The sequence below is a fragment of the Sphaerisporangium sp. NBC_01403 genome, from assembly GCF_045040145.1.
GTDB lineage: Bacteria > Actinomycetota > Actinomycetes > Streptosporangiales > Streptosporangiaceae > Sphaerisporangium > Sphaerisporangium viridialbum.
Window position 1 is genome coordinate 2384620 of record NZ_CP109534.1, and the last position, 16322, is coordinate 2400941.

Sequence of the window (16322 nt, forward strand, 5' to 3'; positions counted from 1 at the left end):
GTGGGCAGGGGTCCGCATACCAGGCATGTGTAAACGTCGGCGCCCGCCCTTCGTCGGTGAAGAGCGGGCGAGCCGTGGTTGATCAGAGGCCTACTTGAGGATGGGGTAGCGCCTGACGAGCCGGGTGTCGCCCCACCATTCGCCGATGCCGAGCGTGTTGCCGGCCCCCACCAGCGCAAGGCCGACCAGCACGATGGTGTAGATGATGTGCTCGTCCATGAAGGGGTTGGTGGCCAGGGGGAGTTCGGCCGCCCACATGAACACCAGGAGCAGGCTTCCGGTGGTGGCGGCGATCTTCATGCCTGCCCCGAGGATGAGGGCGGTGCCGATGCCCAGCAGGCCGATCATGAACAGCCAGTCGACCCAGGGCTGGCCGGCCAGGCCGGCGAAGAACCCGCCGAAGGTGTGCTCGGTGGTGCCCTTGAGGAAGCCGGTGGTCGGGCTGCCGCCGTGGATCCACGCGCGGTTGGCCGGGGTGGCGAAGCCCCAGCCGAAGAGCTTGTCGAGGAAGGCCCACAGGAAGACCCACCCGATGGCGATGCGGGCGACGGCCCAAGCGTATTCGACGGGCCGGGCCTCCCCGCGCGGGCGCTCGACCTTTACGACGGGGGTATGGGCAGCGGCGTCATTCTGGTGGCGCCCTTCGGTGAGTGCCATGGCTGGCCCTCCCTTTCAGTGCGGGGGTCACTGTTTTCTTCCGCCCTCATCACATCGTTTCGCCGTTCCATCAGGCAGTGCCGTCCGGCTTGGCCTGTCCAGCCGGACGTCCTGATCGATCCGGGACCTTAGGCTCTGTCACCCGCCCGGCCAGGACACGAGCCTCAAGACGTCGATGCACGTCGATGCACGTCGCTGAAGGAGGTACGTCATGCCCTTTCCCGGTGCCACAGACCTCGGTGTCCGCTGGTTGCTGGCCGCGGCCGGCCAGGCACCTTCGGTCCACAACACCCAGCCGTGGCGCTTTCGGGTCGTACCCGGAAAGTGCATCGAGGTGCTCGCCGATCCTGACCGCAGGCTCAGGACAAGCGACCCGCGTGGCCGCTCCCTGCACGTGAGCTGTGGCGCCGCCCTGTTCAACCTGCGCCTGGCCATCCGTGTGGCCGGATACCAACCCCTGACCTTGCTGCTGCCCGACCCCCGGTGCGAGCGGCACCTGCTGGCCACCGTCCACATGCCGGAGCCACGGACGCCGTCTGTGACCGAACAGGAGCTGTATGCCAACATCGGCCGGCGACGTACCAACCGCGAGCCGTTCAGCGACAGGCGAGTCCCGCCCGGGGTGCTGGCGGAGCTGCGGATCGCGGCATCCAGACAAGGTGCCAATCTCGTCCCCCTGAACGGGCGCGGGGCAGCGGACCTGCTCGACTACGTCGCGATCGCCCAGGAGGAGCTGACCGGGGACCACGATTACCTGGCGGAGCTGCGGGCGTGGACGATGAGAGGAACCCACTACGACGGCCTGCCCTCCTACGTCCTCGGCCCACGCCCGGCCGGCGACTCGACTGCGATCCGTGACTTCGGCGCGCATCCGGACCGGCCTGCCGAGCACTTCGAGCATCAGCCGCAGATCGCGGTGCTCACCACTCCCGGCGACCGTCCCGCAGACTGGCTGCGAGCCGGGCAGGCATTGCAGCGGGTGTTGCTCCTCGCGAGCGCGCATGGCGTCTCGGCTTCGTTCCTGAACCAGCCCCTCGATCTGCGGGACATGCGCCACCGCGCTGATCCCCACCACCGGCGCGGACATCCCCAGATGATCATCAGGCTGGGGTACGGCCCCGCCGTGCCGCGCGCGCCGCGCCGCCTTCCGGCAGAACTACGGACCGGTCGTGCCCAAAGACCCTGCCCTTGAGGACCTCCGCCTTCTTTGCCTGACGCGGGCCGATAGATGGGATGGGGTTGAAGGTCGAACAGAAGATGGAGGTGGACCGATGAGCACACCGGTGCGCAGAGAGCCGAGGGGATTCCTCCCCGACCTCATCGACTGGCTTGAGGCCCCACTGGCGGGCCTGAGGCCCGCGATGGGGCAGTCGATCCGGTTCGAGGACTACGTCATGGATGGCCGGTATGTGGTCCGTGCCGAGCTGCCCGGCGTCGATCCGGACAAGGATCTCGAGATCACTCTGACGGACGGGATCCTCGCGATTCACGCCGAGCGTCACCACGAGGAGAAGGACGGGCACCGCACCGAGTTCCGGTACGGCTCGTTCACCCGGTCCATCGCGCTGCCGCCCGGGACGGACGACAAGGACGTCAAGGCCGTCTACGACCAGGGCATCCTCGAGGTCAGCGTCAAGCTCGCGGAGAAGAAGCAGGAAGGCAGGCGCATCTTCGTCGGCAGTACCGCCGGCAAGGCCGGCAAGGCCGAGAAGAAGAGCTGAAGACGTTCCCTCGCGGGCCCGCCCTCACAGCGGGCCCGCGAGGACCCGAAGGAGGGTCATCATGTCTGTGGTGAATCCGCTCTGAACAGGGTTGCATCACGCGAAGTGCCCAGTGTTGATCATCCCACCGGTTCCGCGAGTTAGCCACAAAAGGCCGCTCGTGGGAACGGAAGATGCTTCGCCTGACCCAACAGAAATGGCCCCATCCGCTGGGCGGATGGCCAGGCAAGGGAGGGATCATGTCCAAGAGGATCGTGGTGGGTACTGACGGTTCGGTCTCCGCAGCCGCCGCTGTGGAGTGGGCCGTCGATGACGCCACGCGCAAGAAGGTACCCCTGCACATCGTCTCGGTGGTGGAGCGCTGGCCTTACAGCATCGCGAGGTACCCCGCTCCTCCCGATGCCGGTGACACGCTGGTTCATGCCGCTGAACGCATACTCGCCGATGCCGCGGCCCGCGCTCTGCGACACCGGCCGGAGGCCACGGTGACGACCGAGATGATCGAGGGGTACCCCGCCGCGGTACTTCGCGACCAGGAGAAGGACGCCGCCCAGATCGTGGTCGGCAGCAGGGGCTTGGGCGGCTTCGCCGGCGCCATGCTGGGCTCGGTCAGCGGCCACGTCGCAGGGCAAGCTCACTGCCCCGTGGTCGTCGTACGCCCGGACGCCGAGGCCACGCACGGCGAGATCGTCGTCGGAGTGGACGACTCCGCCGAATGCGAGCCCGCCCTGGCCTACGCCTTCGAGCAGGCACTGCTCCGTGGCGCCACGCTTCGTGCCCTCCATGCGTGGCTGTCGCCCCGGCACGGTTACGTCCCCGGGATCCCCTACGACATGGACGACGTCCGACGGGCCCAGCACCAACTCCTGGCTCAGAGGTTGGCGACCCTGGGCGGCAAGTATCCCCGCGTCACAGTTATAGAGGACGTTCAGTGCGCCCACCCCGTCGACGCGCTCACCCAGGCGTCCAAGAGAGCCGACCTTGTGGTCGTGGGCTCCCACGGCAGAGGCACGGTCGGTGCGCTGCTCCTCGGCTCCGTCAGCCGAGCTCTCCTGCACCACTCCTCCTGTCCCGTGGCCGTCGTCCGTTCCTGACCCCGAAACCGTTCTCCATCCGCCTGCAGCGGAGCGTGCTGAAAGAGAACGGAGCCGGGCTGATTCGCCCTGAGGGCACTTTGCTAGAGGGCGCGTGGGCCTAGACGACTACTTGGTGTCAAACTCCCTGGTATGACGGACAACAAGCTTCGTTCGCTTCTGCCGCACATGCGGCTGGACGATCTGCTGTCGGAGCTGCGGACACGACTGGAGGCCGTGCTGGCCACCCGCGACCGCGTGCACGGGTTGCTGGACGCGGTCGTCTCGGTAGGGAGCGATCTCGATCTGGAAACCGTGTTGCACCGGATCGTGGAAACCGCCGCCACCCTGGTGGATGCCAGCTACGGCGCGCTGGGAGTGATCGGCGATGAGAACACGCTGGTGCAGTTCGTCCCGGTAGGGCTGAGTGAGGAGGAGATCGCCCGGATCGAGCACTGGCCGCACGGCCTCGGACTGCTCGGGCTGCTCATCAAGGAGCCCCAGACACTGCGGCTGACCCATATCTCCCAGCATCCCGAGTCCTACGGCTTCCCTCCGGGGCATCCGCCGATGGGCAGCTTCCTCGGCGTGCCGGTCCGGGTCCGAAACGAGGTGTTCGGCAACCTGTACCTCACCGAGAAGCGGGGAGGCGGCGAGTTCGACGACGAAGACGAGGCGATCGTCGTCGCCCTGGCCACCGCGGCCGGTGTGGCCATTGAGAACGCCCGGCTGTATGAGGAGACCCGGCGTCGCGAGAGCTGGCTGGAGGCCTCCTCGGAGATCACCACCCGCTTGCTGTCCGGAGCCGAACCGCGAGAGGTGCTCGCGTTGATGGCACGGCGGGCCCGGGAGATGGCCAATGCCGACGTGGTGGCGCTGCTGCTCCCCGGTGACGAGGTGGGCACCCTCCGCCTCCTTCTCGAGGACGGCCAGGACGAGAAGCAGTACACCACCGAAGAGGTCGCCGGCTCACTCGCCGGCCGGGCCTTCGTGACCGGTGAGCCGCTCATGGTGGAGAGCCCAGCGGAAAGCGATGTCCTCATCGCCTTCGCCCAGTCTGTTCCGGTCGGCCCGGTAGCGGCTGTTCCGTTCGGCGCTCCGGGTGTCGTGCGTGGTGTGCTGTCCCTGGCAAAGCGTCCGGGGCGCAGTCCATACAGTCACGCCGAGCTGCGCACCCTTCATGCCTTCGCCGGGCAGGCGGCCGTCGCGCTGGAACTGGCCGAGACCCGCAGGGACGCCGAGCGGCTGGGGCTGCTGGAGGATCGCGACCGTATCGCCAAGGATCTGCACGATGTCGTGATTCAGCGGCTCTTCGCGGTGGCCATGACGCTTATGAGCGCGGTCCGCCTGGTTGAACGACCGGAGGCCTCCACCAGGTTGCAGAATGCGATCGACGAACTCGACGGCACCATCCGGCAGATCCGCTCCACCATCTTCGCCCTCCAGACCCCTAGCCAGCCGGGCACGCCAAGCCTGCGCGCCCAGATCGTGGACGTGGTGGAGGCCGCGCGTGGCCACCTGGGGTTCATGCCGGGACTGAGCATGGAAGGCCAGCTGGACAACGGAGTGTCCCCAGAGATCGCCGAACAGGTCCCGGCCGTGCTGCGTGAGGCGTTGTCCAACGTGGTACGCCATGCGAAGGCTTCCCGAGCCGACGTGACGACCCGTGTCCACGAGGGGTGGCTGACCATGGTCGTGGAGGACAACGGGGTCGGAGTCCCGGCGGAAGGCAGACGCAGCGGCCTGCGCAACCTCGAAGAACGCGCCAGCCGTCTCGGCGGCTCCTTCCAGGTGACCTCACCCCCAACCGGAGGCACCCACCTGGAATGGCGGGTCCCCCTCGCCTAGCACCGGCCGCGGCACCCCGGGACAGGCTGGACGAACTTGCTTCTTATCCATCCGTCGGTTAACCAGGCCGCTCCGAAGAGCGCGCGTTCGGTCTCTGGCGGCGAGGTTCATGGCCTGCCGGGGAGCGGGGCGTGCGACAGGGGCGGGGCCGGCTCGTTGAAGACGATGTGCGGCTGGTCGGGGGAGTGGTTGAGTGCCCAGAGGCCGGCGATGTCGGCGACGGCGAAGACGACCGCGATCAGGATGGCCAGCGTGAGGCGGCGCCTGCGTTCCCGGCGTCGCCATTCACCCTGAACCTTGCGGTAGGCGTCCGGTGCCGCCTCGACGTTGTCGGCGAGGATGCTGAGCACTGCGCGCAGCTGGTCTTCCGTGCTGGACGGGCCGGTGGTCATCGTCGCTCCTGCAGGCTCTTGGTGAGGCCGGCCATGCCGCGAGCAGTGTGCGCCTTGACCGCTCCGCAGGAGATGCCCATGGCCACGGCGATGTCGCTTTCGCGTAGGCCGAGCCAATATCGCAGCACCAGCGCCTCGCGTTGACGCACCGATAGTTCCTGGAGGGCGGTGATGAGTGCTTTGTGTTCGTCGTGGAGCAAGGCGATGTTCTCAGCCGACTGCTCTGATCCGGTGTTCCAATCCGCGTGTTTTCGGACCACCTGGAGGTGGCGCAGCCGCATACGGGTGAGGTTGCAGACCACCGAGCGCAGGTACGGCAGGGCGGCTTCGGCCGACCGCAGTCGATTCCATCGGTGGTGCAACTGGCAGAACGCCTCGGCGACGATGTCCTCGGCGTCGTCGGCGCCGAGGAGCACGGCCAGCCTGAGGAGACCGGTGTAGTGCGTCTCGAACAGCCGGGTCACCGCGGTCTCCGGGTCCGCGGCCGGTGGGAGGGGGGCTGAGCGGTCCGCGAGGGCGGGCGGCTCTTCGGTCATCACCGCGGACATCTCCCGGGATATCGGGTCCGTCTCGCGCGGCGCCCGTAGCCGGGTGTCCGGCAGGATCCTCGTCATGGGACCGTCTCCGCTTCAGGTGGCGTGTTGATCGGACCGCGCTCGGCCTGGATGCGTGATCCGCTCAGCCGGTTGAGGACCGGGGTGAGTGCCAAGACGACGGCGAGGTTGAGAGCCAGCGCCACGACCGCGGCGTATGCCTGTACGCCCTGTCCGCCCAGGCCCAGGGGTACCAACGACGAGAAGCCGCTGTAGACCACCATGAGGGTGCCGGCGGCCATGCCGGTCACCCAGCCGGCCAGCAGCGCCTGGTGGTGGAGCCGGCGGGTGAACGCACCGATGGCGACGGCGGGGAAGATCTGCAGGATCCAGACGCCGCCGAGCAGTTGCAGGTTGATGGCGTCCTGGTCGCGAAGCCCGAACACGAAGACGACCGCGCCTGCTTTGGCGCCGAGTGAGATCATCTGTGCGATCCGCGTCTGGTGCTTGGGCGTGGCCGTCGGGTGGAAGTACTCGACGTAGATGTTGCGGACGAACGACGTCGCCACCGCGATCGACATGACCGCGGCCGGTACGAGCGCGCCCACGGCGAGGGCGCCGAAGACCAGGCCGGTGAGTGCCGCAGGCATCAGTTCCCTGACCAGCAGGGGGACGGCGGCTTCGGCGTTGCCGGGTGGTGCCTGGACGCCGACCGCGAGAGCCGCGACGCCCAGCATCGCGAACAGCCCGAGCATCGCGGTCCACGCCGGCAGCGCGATCGACGTGCGGCGCAGCGTGTCCGGACCTGAGGCGGCGAAGGCGGCGGTCAGCACATGGGGGTACATCAGCAGGGCGAGCGCCGAGCCGACCGCGAGCGTGGAGTACACGGGGAACAGGCTCGGCTCCAGGGTCAGCGAGACCTGGGGTGTCGTCCGGGACGACAGTGCGCGCTCCGCGCCGTCGAACATCGGCCCGGGTCCGCCGAGCCGGTCGAGTACGAGGAAGGAGACGGCGAGGACCGAACTGAAGACGGCCACGCCCTTCACCACCGAAATGATCGCCGGGGCGCGCAGGCCGTGCCGGTAGGTGGCCATGGCCAGCACCGCGAACACCGCGACCAGCGCGAGGTCGCCCAGCACCCCCCGCGGGTACAGCCCGCCGGCGGACAGCACCGCCCGGATGCCGACGATCTGCAGCGCGATGTACGGCATGGTCGCCAGCACACCGGTGATCGCGACGACCAGCGCGAGCGCCGGGGAGCCGTAGTGTCCCCTGACGAAGTCGGCGGCGGTGATGTAGCCGTGCCGCCGTGCCAGCGACCAGAGCCGGGGGAGCAGGACGAACGCCAGGGGGTACACGATCACGGTGTACGGCAGCGCGAAGAATCCGAGCGCCCCCGTGCCGTACACCAGGCCTGGTACGGCGGCGAAGGTGTAGGACGTGTAGATCGTCCCTCCGAGGAGGAACCAGGTCATCGGCGTGCCGAGCCGGCGATCCGCCAGTGCCCAGCTCTCCAGGGTCGGCAGCTCGGGGGGCGGCCGGAAACGGCGTGCGGTGACCGCGATGAGGGAGGTGCCGCCGAGCACGCCGAAGAAGGTCACTGCACTCATCGGGTCGATCATTCGCCACCGTCCAGCACGCCTTCGCAATATCCCTATGTTGCGTAGTTCTCACAGTTGGTTGACACGAAATCTCCGTGAAATCCGTGTAATCCGGATCGCCGGCCTTCGCAACCCTTGCAACGAGACCCGTAGAAGATTCCGGAGGGTGTGATGGCGAAGCCGATTCGATCACCGCGGCGCGTCGCGGCGGGTGTCTGCCTCGCCATCCCCGTCGCGGCGCTCCTATGGGTGCCCTGGTATCCACATGAGACCCCGCACTTGGCGGGGATGAGGTTCTTCTTCTGGTATCAGCTCATGTGGGTGCCGGGGAGCATCGTTTTCATGGGCGCCGCCTACCTGCTCCGGCGTGGAGGGAAACGCCCACCCCGAGATCGTGATCATCTCTAGCACGGTCGTCATCGTCATCGACGCCGCTCGGCCGCCGTCCGGCCTCTGAGCGGTCGTATTCCGCGGACAACAGCACCGTTCCATCGCTTTGTGCTGCCCTGATTGAGGAGGATCACGTATGCCCAGACCTGGTACTGCCGGTTCGAGAGTCACCCCCAGGTCGATACTCGTCTGGACGGTGGTCGCGGTAGCGGGCGCCCTGGCCTGGGGCGTCCTGGCCCTGTCCCGCGGTGAGCCGATCTCGGCGATCTGGCTGGTGGGCGCCGCCCTCGGCTCGTACGCGATCGCGTACCGCTTCTACTCCCGCTTCATCGCCAGGCGCGTGCTCGGCGTCGACGACCGCCGCGCGACCCCCGCGGAACGGCTGGACAACGGGGTCGACTTCCACCCGACCGACCGGCGGGTGCTGCTCGGTCACCACTTCGCCGCCATCGCCGGCGCGGGGCCGCTGGTCGGGCCGGTCCTCGCCGCGCAGATGGGTTACCTGCCGGGGACGATATGGATCATCGTCGGGGCCATCGTGGCCGGCGCCGTTCAGGACATGGTCACCCTGTTCTTCTCCATGCGCCGTGACGGCAAGAGCCTCGGGCAGATGGTCCGTGAGGAGATCGGCCCGATCGGCGGCGCCGCCGCGCTGCTCGCGGTGTTCGCCATCATGATCATCCTGCTGGCGGTCCTCGCCCTCGTGGTGGTGAACGCTCTCGCCCAATCACCGTGGGGCACCTTCTCCATCGCGATGACCATTCCCATCGCTCTGTTCATGGGCTTCTACCTGCGAGTGCTGCGGCCGGGCAGGGTTATGGAGACCTCGGTCATCGGTGTCGGGCTGTTGCTGCTGGCCATCGTGGGGGGCGGCTGGGTCGAGGGCTCCCGCTGGGCCGACGCCTTCACTCTCAGTCCCCAGGCCCTGGTCATCTGCCTGGTGGTGTACGGCTTCCTGGCATCGGCGCTTCCGGTGTGGATGCTGCTGGCCCCGCGTGACTACCTGTCGACGTTCATGAAGGTCGGCACGATGGGGCTGCTCGCGGTCGGTGTGCTGGTGGCCGCGCCGGACCTTTCGGCCGAGTCGGTCACCAAGTTCGCCGTCAGTGGCGGCGGGCCGGTCTTCTCCGGGACGCTGTTCCCGTTCCTGTTCATCACCATCGCCTGCGGCGCGCTCTCGGGCTTCCACTCGCTCATCGCCTCCGGCACCACCCCGAAGATGATCCAGAAGGAATCGCAGGTCCGCCTGATCGGGTACGGCGCGATGCTCATGGAGTCGTTCGTCGCCGTCATGGCGCTGATCGCCGCCTGCGTACTCGAACCAGGGCTGTACTACGCGATGAACGCGCCGGCCGCCCTGCTCGGCACCACGCCGGAGAGTGCGGCGGCCGCGGTGGCGAAACTGGGCTTCATCATCACTCCGGACGATCTCCGAGCCGCCGCCGCGGCGGTCCACGAGAACAGTGTGATCGCCCGTACCGGCGGTGCCCCAACCCTCGCCGTCGGGATCTCGGAGATCCTTTCCGGAGTCTTCGGCGGCGCGGGGCTCAAGGCGTTCTGGTACCACTTCGCGATCATGTTCGAGGCGCTTTTCATCCTGACCACCGTGGACGCGGGCACCAGGGTCGGGCGCTTCATGCTGCAGGACACGCTCGGCAACATCTGGAAGCCGCTCGGCCGGGTCAGCTGGAAGCCCGGCCTCTGGGGGACCGGCGCCGTGGTCGTGCTGGCCTGGGGCTACTTCCTCTACACCGGTGTCAACAACCCGCTGGGCGGCATCAACCAGCTGTTCCCCTTGTTCGGTATCGCGAACCAGCTGCTCGCCGCGATCGCGCTGACTCTCTGCACCACGATCCTGATCAAGTCGGGCAAGCTCAGGTGGGCATGGGTCACCGGCGTCCCACTCGCCTGGGACGCGGCGGTGACGTTGACCGCGAGCTGGCAGAAGGTCTTCCATGACGACCCCAAGATCGGTTTCTTCGCCCAACGGGAGCGCTACGCCGGCGCGCTGGCCGAGGGCAAGGTGCTCCCCCCGGCCAAGAACCTCGACGCCATGCATGCGGTCGTCGTCAATTCCACCGTGGACGGCGTCCTCGCGGCGTTGTTCGCGGTCCTGGTCCTGGTCGTGATCGGCAGCGCGACGGTCGCGTGCATCCGTGCGCTGCGCTCGCGGGAGCCGCTGCCCCTGGCCGAGGCGCCCTACGTCGAGTCCAGCCTCGTCGCTTCCGCAGGGCTGTTCACCACTGCCATGGAACGTCATGAGCTTGCGCAAGTGGGTGCGAGTACCAGCGAAACAGGCGCGGAACGCTGATGACCGTGCGTTCCCTGTTCCGCTTCGCCCGGTGGTACCTGCGCGAGCTCACCGGTGAGGGCGAGTACGACCGTTACCTCGCCGAGCACCGCTCCGACCCGAACGTGCCGGCGCTTTCCCGGCGGGAGTACGAACGGCGACGAGCCGACCGGCGGGGCGGCAGCCCTGACATCAGGTGTTGCTGAGCGGGACCAGGCCGTCCCAGCGACGTCCTCGCGCGGTGTGCACGCCGTATCGGGGCGGTGTGCACACCGTCGTACCTGATTTCTCACAAGTAAAGCAAGGTAACCGATGCCTCGAGAACGTATTCCGGCCCTGCCTGTCCGTCGGCGAACCTTATGGTGGGACGAACCGGCGGGCCCCTTGTCGCCGCCCGTCCAGGCGATCCGATCCGGCGGCCCAGGCCCCTGGGCCAGGATGATCGCCACAGCGCTGCTGGTCGCACCCTTCGTGGCATTGCTTTGGGTCGACAGTTACGCGCGTCCCGACCCGTCGCTGTTCGGCGTTCCGTTCTTCTACTGGTACCAGCTGCTGTGGGTGCCGCTGTCCTCCGGCGCGACCTGGTGCGCCTATCTCCTGATGACCCCTGCCGGTTCGCCGGGCGCCGAGGCGCGCCGGAGAACCCGTTCCGGCGGAGGACTCCGATGAACCGAAGCGGCATCGACTGGACTGCCCTGACCATCCTGGTGATCTTCTTCCTGATCGTCGCGATCGTGGGCTTCGCCGCCGTTCAGGGCAGGCGGGGGCGCCATACGGCCGGACCCGTGCACACGCTGGACGACTGGGGACTGGGCGGTCGCGGCTTCGGCACCCTCGCCGGATGGTTCCTGCTGGGCGGCGACATCTACACGGCGTACACCTTCATCGCGATACCCGCGGCGATGTACGCGACCGGCGCGGTGAGCGGCTTCTTCGCCGTTCCGTACACCATCGTGGTCTATCCCCTGATCTTCGTAGTCCTGCCGCGGCTGTGGTCGGTCGCCCATCGCCACGGCTACGTCACGCCCGCCGACTTCGTGAGCGGCCGCTACCAGAGCAGAGGACTCACCCTCGCCGTCGCCGTCACCGGACTCCTCGCCACGCTGCCGTACATCGCCCTGCAACTCGTCGGCATTCAGGCCGTCTTCGAGACCGTCGGACTCGGAGGCGACGATGCCATCACCAAGGACCTGCCTCTCGCCGTCGCGTTCACCGTGCTGGCAGCCTTCACTTACTCCAACGGGCTTCGGGCGCCGGCGCTCATCGCCTTCCTCAAGGGTTTCCTGCTGTACCTGGTGGCGATCGTCGCACTCATCTACCTTCCCCAGCGGCTGGGGGGATTCGAGGGCGTCTTCCACTCGGCGGGACAGAAGATGGCGGCGATCGACCCGCGGACCGGGCGGCCCAGGGGTGTCCTCATCCCCGGAGCCGACGGCTTGTGGCCCTATGCGACGCTCGCTCTCGGGTCGGCGATGGCTCTGGTGGTGTACCCCCACACGGTGACCGCGGTCCTGGCGACCAGGAGCCGCGACGTCGTACGCCGAAGCGCGGCACTCCTGCCTACTTACACGCTGGTGCTCGGGCTGTTCGCGCTGCTCGGATTCCTGGCGATAAGGGCCGGCACCCGGCCCATCGGCATGGACGGCAGGACCAACCCCCAGCTCGTGGTCCCGCGGCTCCTGTCGGACCTGTTCCCGAGCTGGTTCGCGGGTGTCGCCCTGTCCGCCATCGCGATCAGCGCCCTGGTACCCGCGGCGATCATGTCGATCGCCGCCGCCAACATCTTCAGCCGGAACATCTACCGGGAGTTCATCAACCCGGCCGCCGGCCCCCGCCAGGAACTCGTCGTCTCCAGAGGCGTCTCATTTCTCGTCAAGTTCGGCGCGCTGGCTTTCGTCCTGTTCCTCGACACGAGGTTCGCGCTGGATTTCCAGCTTCTCGGCGGGATCTGGATCCTGCAGACGTTTCCGGCGATCGTGTCCGGGCTCTACACGCGCTGGTTCCATCCCGGCGCACTGCTGGCCGGCTGGGTCACCGGCATGACGTACGGGACCGTCGCCGCGTACGGCAACGTCAACCCGGTGTCCGGCAAACACTTCGGCGGTTCGCTCGCCGAGATCCCCCTGATGGGCGACGGCCGATCCGGCTACATCGCCCTGACCGCGTTCGTACTGAACGCCGCCGTCTCCGTGGCCGCCACCATGCTGTTCCGTGCGGCGGGCCTGTCGTCCGGCCGCGACCGGACGTCGGCGGACGACTACCACGCGGACATCGGCGACCCGGACGTCGAACCCATCAAGGAACTCTCGTGACCAGGCGGCTCGCCGTCACGTGGGGCCGATCCGGGCGGGAGGTGCCGGGGTAAGCCGGCATCGAGGCCCAGGCCGGGGCCGAAGACCTCGGTGAGCAGTCCCAGGTCGGTACGCCGTCATTGAACCCCTGAGCGCTTTCGCCCGTCTCAGTGGGCATGAGAGGCATCTGGCTCGTGGCCATGCTCGTGACGCTCGCCGCCTGCGGGACCGAGCCGGCGGCGACCGCTCCCGCGATGCGGTACCAGGCCGACGGGACCGTACTCGCCAACGCCCAGCACGGCCCTCAGCTCTGCGCCAACGTCGCCGAATCTCTGCCGCCCCAGTGCGGCGGGCCCGACATCATCGGGTGGGACTGGAACGCGGTCGAGCACTCGGCCCAGGGCGGCGTGCGCTGGGGCGAATATCACGTGGTCGGCACTTGGGATGGTGAAAGGCTGACGCTGACCGAGCCTCCGCGCCCCGCCGGGCGCCGCGACGCCCGAGGTGACCGGTCGGCCTTCACCACACCGTGCCCGAGGCCCGCGGGCGGCTGGCGTCCGGTCGACCCGGCGAAGGCCACCGAGGAGGCGATGGCCGCCGCGATCGCCAGGGCCGAGAAGCTCCCCGGGTACGGGGGCAGCTGGTTGGACCAGAGCTATCTCGAGGAGATCGACGGCTTCGACCCCGGCGACCCTCGATCGGTGGAGCGGCTCGCCAACGACCCCAAGCGGCTGGTGCTGAACCTGCGGTTCACCGGCGATCCGACAGTTCACGAGCGCGCGATCCGTGAGGTCTGGGGTGGCGGGCTGTGCCTGAGCCGCGCCCAGCGCAGCGCGGCGGAGCTGCGGTCGCTCCAGGAAAGGGCGCAGAAAGAGATCAAGGGCATGTACTCCGCTTCGGCGGACGAGCGGGCGGGCCACGTCACCATCGGAGTCTGGGTGGCCACGCCGCAGCTCCAGCGCGAGGTCGACGACAAGTACGGCAAGGGCCTGGTGGTCCTCGAAGGCTTCCTCACACCGGTGGGCTCGTGAACCCGCATGCGACGACATCGTCGCGGCCCCAACGCAGAGGTCCCTGAGGCCGGTCCTGCCTTCCCCCCCCCCCACATCCAGCTGTAGCAGGACCTGCGTCCTGGCCACCACTTGGATGGCATATTCCCGTCCGATCTCAGGGGCACACTGCGCCGGGCCTGAAGGTTCGCGACGGGCCGCCCGGCAGTCGGGAGCCTGCGGTGGCTCGTCAGCCGCATGGTCGAGCTTCCTGGACCCCTTTTGTCTTCTTGGCGAACGATCACGTCACACCGGGTAGGCCAGTGTCATTGAGCGATGCTCCGGCAGGTCAGATGTGAAGCCGGCGTTCAGGGAAGGGATGGGTTGATGGTTGCTCACCGGGAGTTCGCAGACGAACCCACGCAGGGCTCCGGGTACTGGTGATCAAGACAGGGGGGATCCCCTGTACTTGCGCCTGTGCTGTTGAACCGGACATCGGAGAGGGGCGCCTCTGGTGATCATCGTGATCTGCCTGGGTGTGGCGTGCCTTCTCGGGCTGGGCTTCGTCGCCCAGCGACGCGCCGCGTATCGGGAGCCGTTGGAAGAGATACTGCATCCCCGCCTGCTGCTGGACCTCATCCGCACACCGCTGTGGCTCATCGGGATCGGCCTGATGCTCTGCGGCCAGATCCTCGACGCGATCGCCCTCCGGGAAACGGAACTGGCACGGGTGGTACCGCTCCTGGCGACGAATCTGCTGTTCGCCTTGACCGCCGCCCACGTGATCTACCAAGAGCACTTCGGCCCCATGGAGTGGGTGGGCGCGGTGCTGGTGAGCGGGGGAGTGGCGCTCTTCCTGCTTTTCGGGGAACCCCGCGCGGGCCATCTGCCTGATCCGGTTTCCCCGCGGTGGCTGACGCTGCTCCTGGTGAGCATGGTCGCGGCAGGACTCGTGCTCTACGGCTTGCGGCGTTCCCTGCAAACCAAGGCGATGCTGCCGGCCGCCGCCGCCGGACTGCTGTACGGACTCCGGGACGTGCTGACTCGCAGCTCACTGCTCACGCTGGGCAAAGGGCTCGATGCGGTGGCCGAAACCTGGCAACCGTACCTCCTTCCCGGCGTCGCCGTGGTGGGGCTGCTCCTCAACCAGAGCGCGTTCGACGCGGCACCGCTTCGGATCTCGCTGCCGGCCGCCACCGCCGCCGAACCGATCACCGGAGTCGTCCTGGGCGTCGCCATCTTCGCCGAGCGCCTTCGAGTCAGCCAAGAGGCGCTTGCGGCCGAGGTGATCGGCTTGATCGCGATGGTGGTGGGAATCGTCATCCTTGGACGGTCCCCGTTCCTGGCCAAGTCGCAGCAGGACGCTGTCCAGCGCCGGGACGAGGGGGCTCAATGATCTCCGTGGTGCTGGCGTTGCTCGCCGCGGCCTGCAACGCGACCGCCTCGGTGCTGCAACGTCGCGCGGCACGGTCGGTGCCCCAGTACAAGGCGTTCCGGCCGGCCCTCGTCCTCGCCTTGATCCGCAACCGGGTATGGCTCGGCGGGATCGCCGCGCTCATCGGAGGCTTCGTTTTCCAGGCCGCCGCGCTGTCGGCCGGAGCCCTGGCCCTCGTGCAACCTGTTCTGGTCATCGAACTCCCGTTCACCATGGTTCTGCTGTCACGGATGTTGGGTGTGAAACTCGATCGGCGATCCTGGCTGGCGGTGGGGACGATGACCCTCGGAGTGAGTATGTTCCTCGCCAGCGCCGCGCCCGGCCCCGGACGGCAGACCCCCACCTCGGCGGAATGGGTGATGGCCACCGTCGTGACCATCGGCACCGCCATCGGGCTGGTGATGGTTGCACGACTGTTCACGAGTGCCGGCCGGGCCGCCGCCCTCGGGGTGGCCGCTGGTGTCGGGTTCGCCTTCACCGCCACCTTCATCAAGGAGAGCACTTCCATCTTCCAGAGTGATCCGGCCGCACTGCTCGCCTCCTGGCAGTTGTACGCGATGGTGGTCGCGGGCCTGTGCAGCCTGTTCCTGCTGCAGAACGCGCTACAGAGCGGCCCCCTGGTTGCCGCACAGCCGGCACTGACCGTCAGCGATCCTGTGGCCAGCATCCTCTACGGCACCACGATGTTCGGAGAGCATGTCCGTACGGGCACCTGGATCCTGCTCGAAGCCACAGGCATCGCTTTGATCATCTATGGCAGCTTCCTGCTCGCCAAGTCGGCCCCATCCGAGCTCGGTCAAAAGCCGCCCCGACGCGGGCATGAGAGCCGTCTCGGGCGGTCCCGAGGTGAACGAGGTCGATGACTGGCGAGCGGCCGCGTCGCGATGATCAGGAGAACGTTGTGATGTGCTCGACACGGTGTGCCACATGAAAATCACCGTGCCCGGCAACCCGTGCCGCTATAACCGTGATCTCATCAATGATCGCCCATGCGACAGGGAACCGGTGGACGCGGCACGTTCACTGAGCCTGGCCACCCGCAGTCTCATCGCCGGTCAGGCCCTCGACGAGCGTGACGTTTCCTCAGACAACTACAGGGAAT

Annotated in this window: 16 protein-coding genes; 12 read left to right on the top strand and 4 right to left on the bottom strand. The window is 67.9% G+C overall.

Annotated elements, in window-relative coordinates; genetic code table 11:
• Nucleotides 1-90: 90 nt before the first annotated feature.
• Entirely contained in the window at nt 91-657 is a 567-nt protein-coding gene (locus tag OG589_RS10515) for a hypothetical protein (RefSeq protein ID WP_405148269.1), read from the bottom strand.
• A 211-nt stretch (nt 658-868) separates the two neighbouring features.
• Between OG589_RS10515 and OG589_RS10520 the strand changes: the two genes are divergently transcribed.
• The 4 genes from OG589_RS10520 to OG589_RS10535 all read left to right on the top strand — a co-directional run bounded on the left by OG589_RS10520 (nt 869) and on the right by OG589_RS10535 (nt 5299).
• Nucleotides 869-1849, top strand: a complete 981-nt coding sequence (locus tag OG589_RS10520) for an Acg family FMN-binding oxidoreductase (protein WP_405148270.1) — start codon at nt 869-871, stop codon at nt 1847-1849.
• A 79-nt stretch (nt 1850-1928) separates the two neighbouring features.
• Nucleotides 1929-2378: an Hsp20/alpha crystallin family protein gene (locus OG589_RS10525; RefSeq protein ID WP_405148271.1), complete on the top strand. Its 450-nt coding sequence runs from the start codon at nt 1929-1931 to the stop codon at nt 2376-2378.
• Between the two features lie 239 nt (nt 2379-2617).
• Entirely contained in the window at nt 2618-3472 is an 855-nt protein-coding gene (locus OG589_RS10530) for a universal stress protein (RefSeq protein WP_405148272.1), read from the top strand.
• Nucleotides 3473-3604: 132 nt separating this feature from the next.
• Nucleotides 3605-5299, top strand: coding sequence for a GAF domain-containing protein (locus OG589_RS10535; protein WP_405148273.1), 1695 nt, complete (start codon nt 3605-3607; stop codon nt 5297-5299).
• A 107-nt stretch (nt 5300-5406) separates the two neighbouring features.
• Here OG589_RS10535 and OG589_RS10540 read toward each other — a convergent pair whose 3' ends face one another.
• From OG589_RS10540 to OG589_RS10550, 3 genes are read right to left on the bottom strand one after another with little or no spacing between them, the layout of a single operon-like run.
• Nucleotides 5407-5691 (bottom strand): hypothetical protein, encoded by a 285-nt coding sequence (locus tag OG589_RS10540; protein ID WP_405148274.1) that lies wholly within the window; start codon nt 5689-5691, stop codon nt 5407-5409.
• Nucleotides 5688-6305, bottom strand: a complete 618-nt coding sequence (locus OG589_RS10545) for a sigma-70 family RNA polymerase sigma factor (protein WP_405148275.1) — start codon at nt 6303-6305, stop codon at nt 5688-5690. The genes OG589_RS10540 and OG589_RS10545 overlap by 4 nt, the downstream gene beginning before the upstream one ends.
• Complete coding sequence (locus OG589_RS10550; RefSeq protein WP_405148277.1) at nt 6302-7834, bottom strand: sodium:solute symporter; 1533 nt, start codon at nt 7832-7834, stop codon at nt 6302-6304. The genes OG589_RS10545 and OG589_RS10550 overlap by 4 nt, the downstream gene beginning before the upstream one ends.
• A gap of 162 nt (nt 7835-7996) precedes the next feature.
• Here OG589_RS10550 and OG589_RS10555 point away from each other — a divergent pair, with 162 nt between their 5' ends.
• The 8 genes from OG589_RS10555 (at nt 7997) to OG589_RS10590 (ending at nt 16083) form a co-directional block, all read left to right on the top strand.
• Nucleotides 7997-8233, top strand: a complete 237-nt coding sequence (locus tag OG589_RS10555) for a DUF3311 domain-containing protein (protein WP_405148279.1) — start codon at nt 7997-7999, stop codon at nt 8231-8233.
• A 118-nt stretch (nt 8234-8351) separates the two neighbouring features.
• A complete protein-coding gene (locus OG589_RS10560; RefSeq protein WP_405148280.1) occupies nt 8352-10526 on the top strand; it encodes a carbon starvation CstA family protein in 2175 nt (724 codons plus the stop codon).
• Nucleotides 10526-10711 carry a CstA-like transporter-associated (seleno)protein gene (locus OG589_RS10565; RefSeq protein ID WP_405148282.1) on the top strand — a complete coding sequence of 62 codons (186 nt, stop codon included), beginning with the start codon at nt 10526-10528 and terminating at the stop codon, nt 10709-10711. Before OG589_RS10560 ends, OG589_RS10565 begins: the two co-directional genes overlap by 1 nt.
• A gap of 232 nt (nt 10712-10943) precedes the next feature.
• Nucleotides 10944-11174, top strand: coding sequence for a DUF3311 domain-containing protein (locus OG589_RS10570; protein WP_405148284.1), 231 nt, complete (start codon nt 10944-10946; stop codon nt 11172-11174).
• Nucleotides 11171-12817, top strand: a complete 1647-nt coding sequence (gene mctP / locus OG589_RS10575; RefSeq protein ID WP_405148285.1) for a monocarboxylate uptake permease MctP — start codon at nt 11171-11173, stop codon at nt 12815-12817. Before OG589_RS10570 ends, mctP begins: the two co-directional genes overlap by 4 nt.
• Before the next feature lie 155 nt (nt 12818-12972).
• Complete coding sequence (locus tag OG589_RS10580) at nt 12973-13827, top strand: hypothetical protein (RefSeq protein ID WP_405148287.1); 855 nt, start codon at nt 12973-12975, stop codon at nt 13825-13827.
• Nucleotides 13828-14299: 472 nt separating this feature from the next.
• Nucleotides 14300-15181 carry a DMT family transporter gene (locus OG589_RS10585; RefSeq protein ID WP_405148289.1) on the top strand — a complete coding sequence of 294 codons (882 nt, stop codon included), beginning with the start codon at nt 14300-14302 and terminating at the stop codon, nt 15179-15181.
• Nucleotides 15178-16083: a DMT family transporter gene (locus OG589_RS10590; RefSeq protein ID WP_405148290.1), complete on the top strand. Its 906-nt coding sequence runs from the start codon at nt 15178-15180 to the stop codon at nt 16081-16083. The genes OG589_RS10585 and OG589_RS10590 overlap by 4 nt, the downstream gene beginning before the upstream one ends.
• Nucleotides 16084-16322 lie beyond the last annotated feature (239 nt).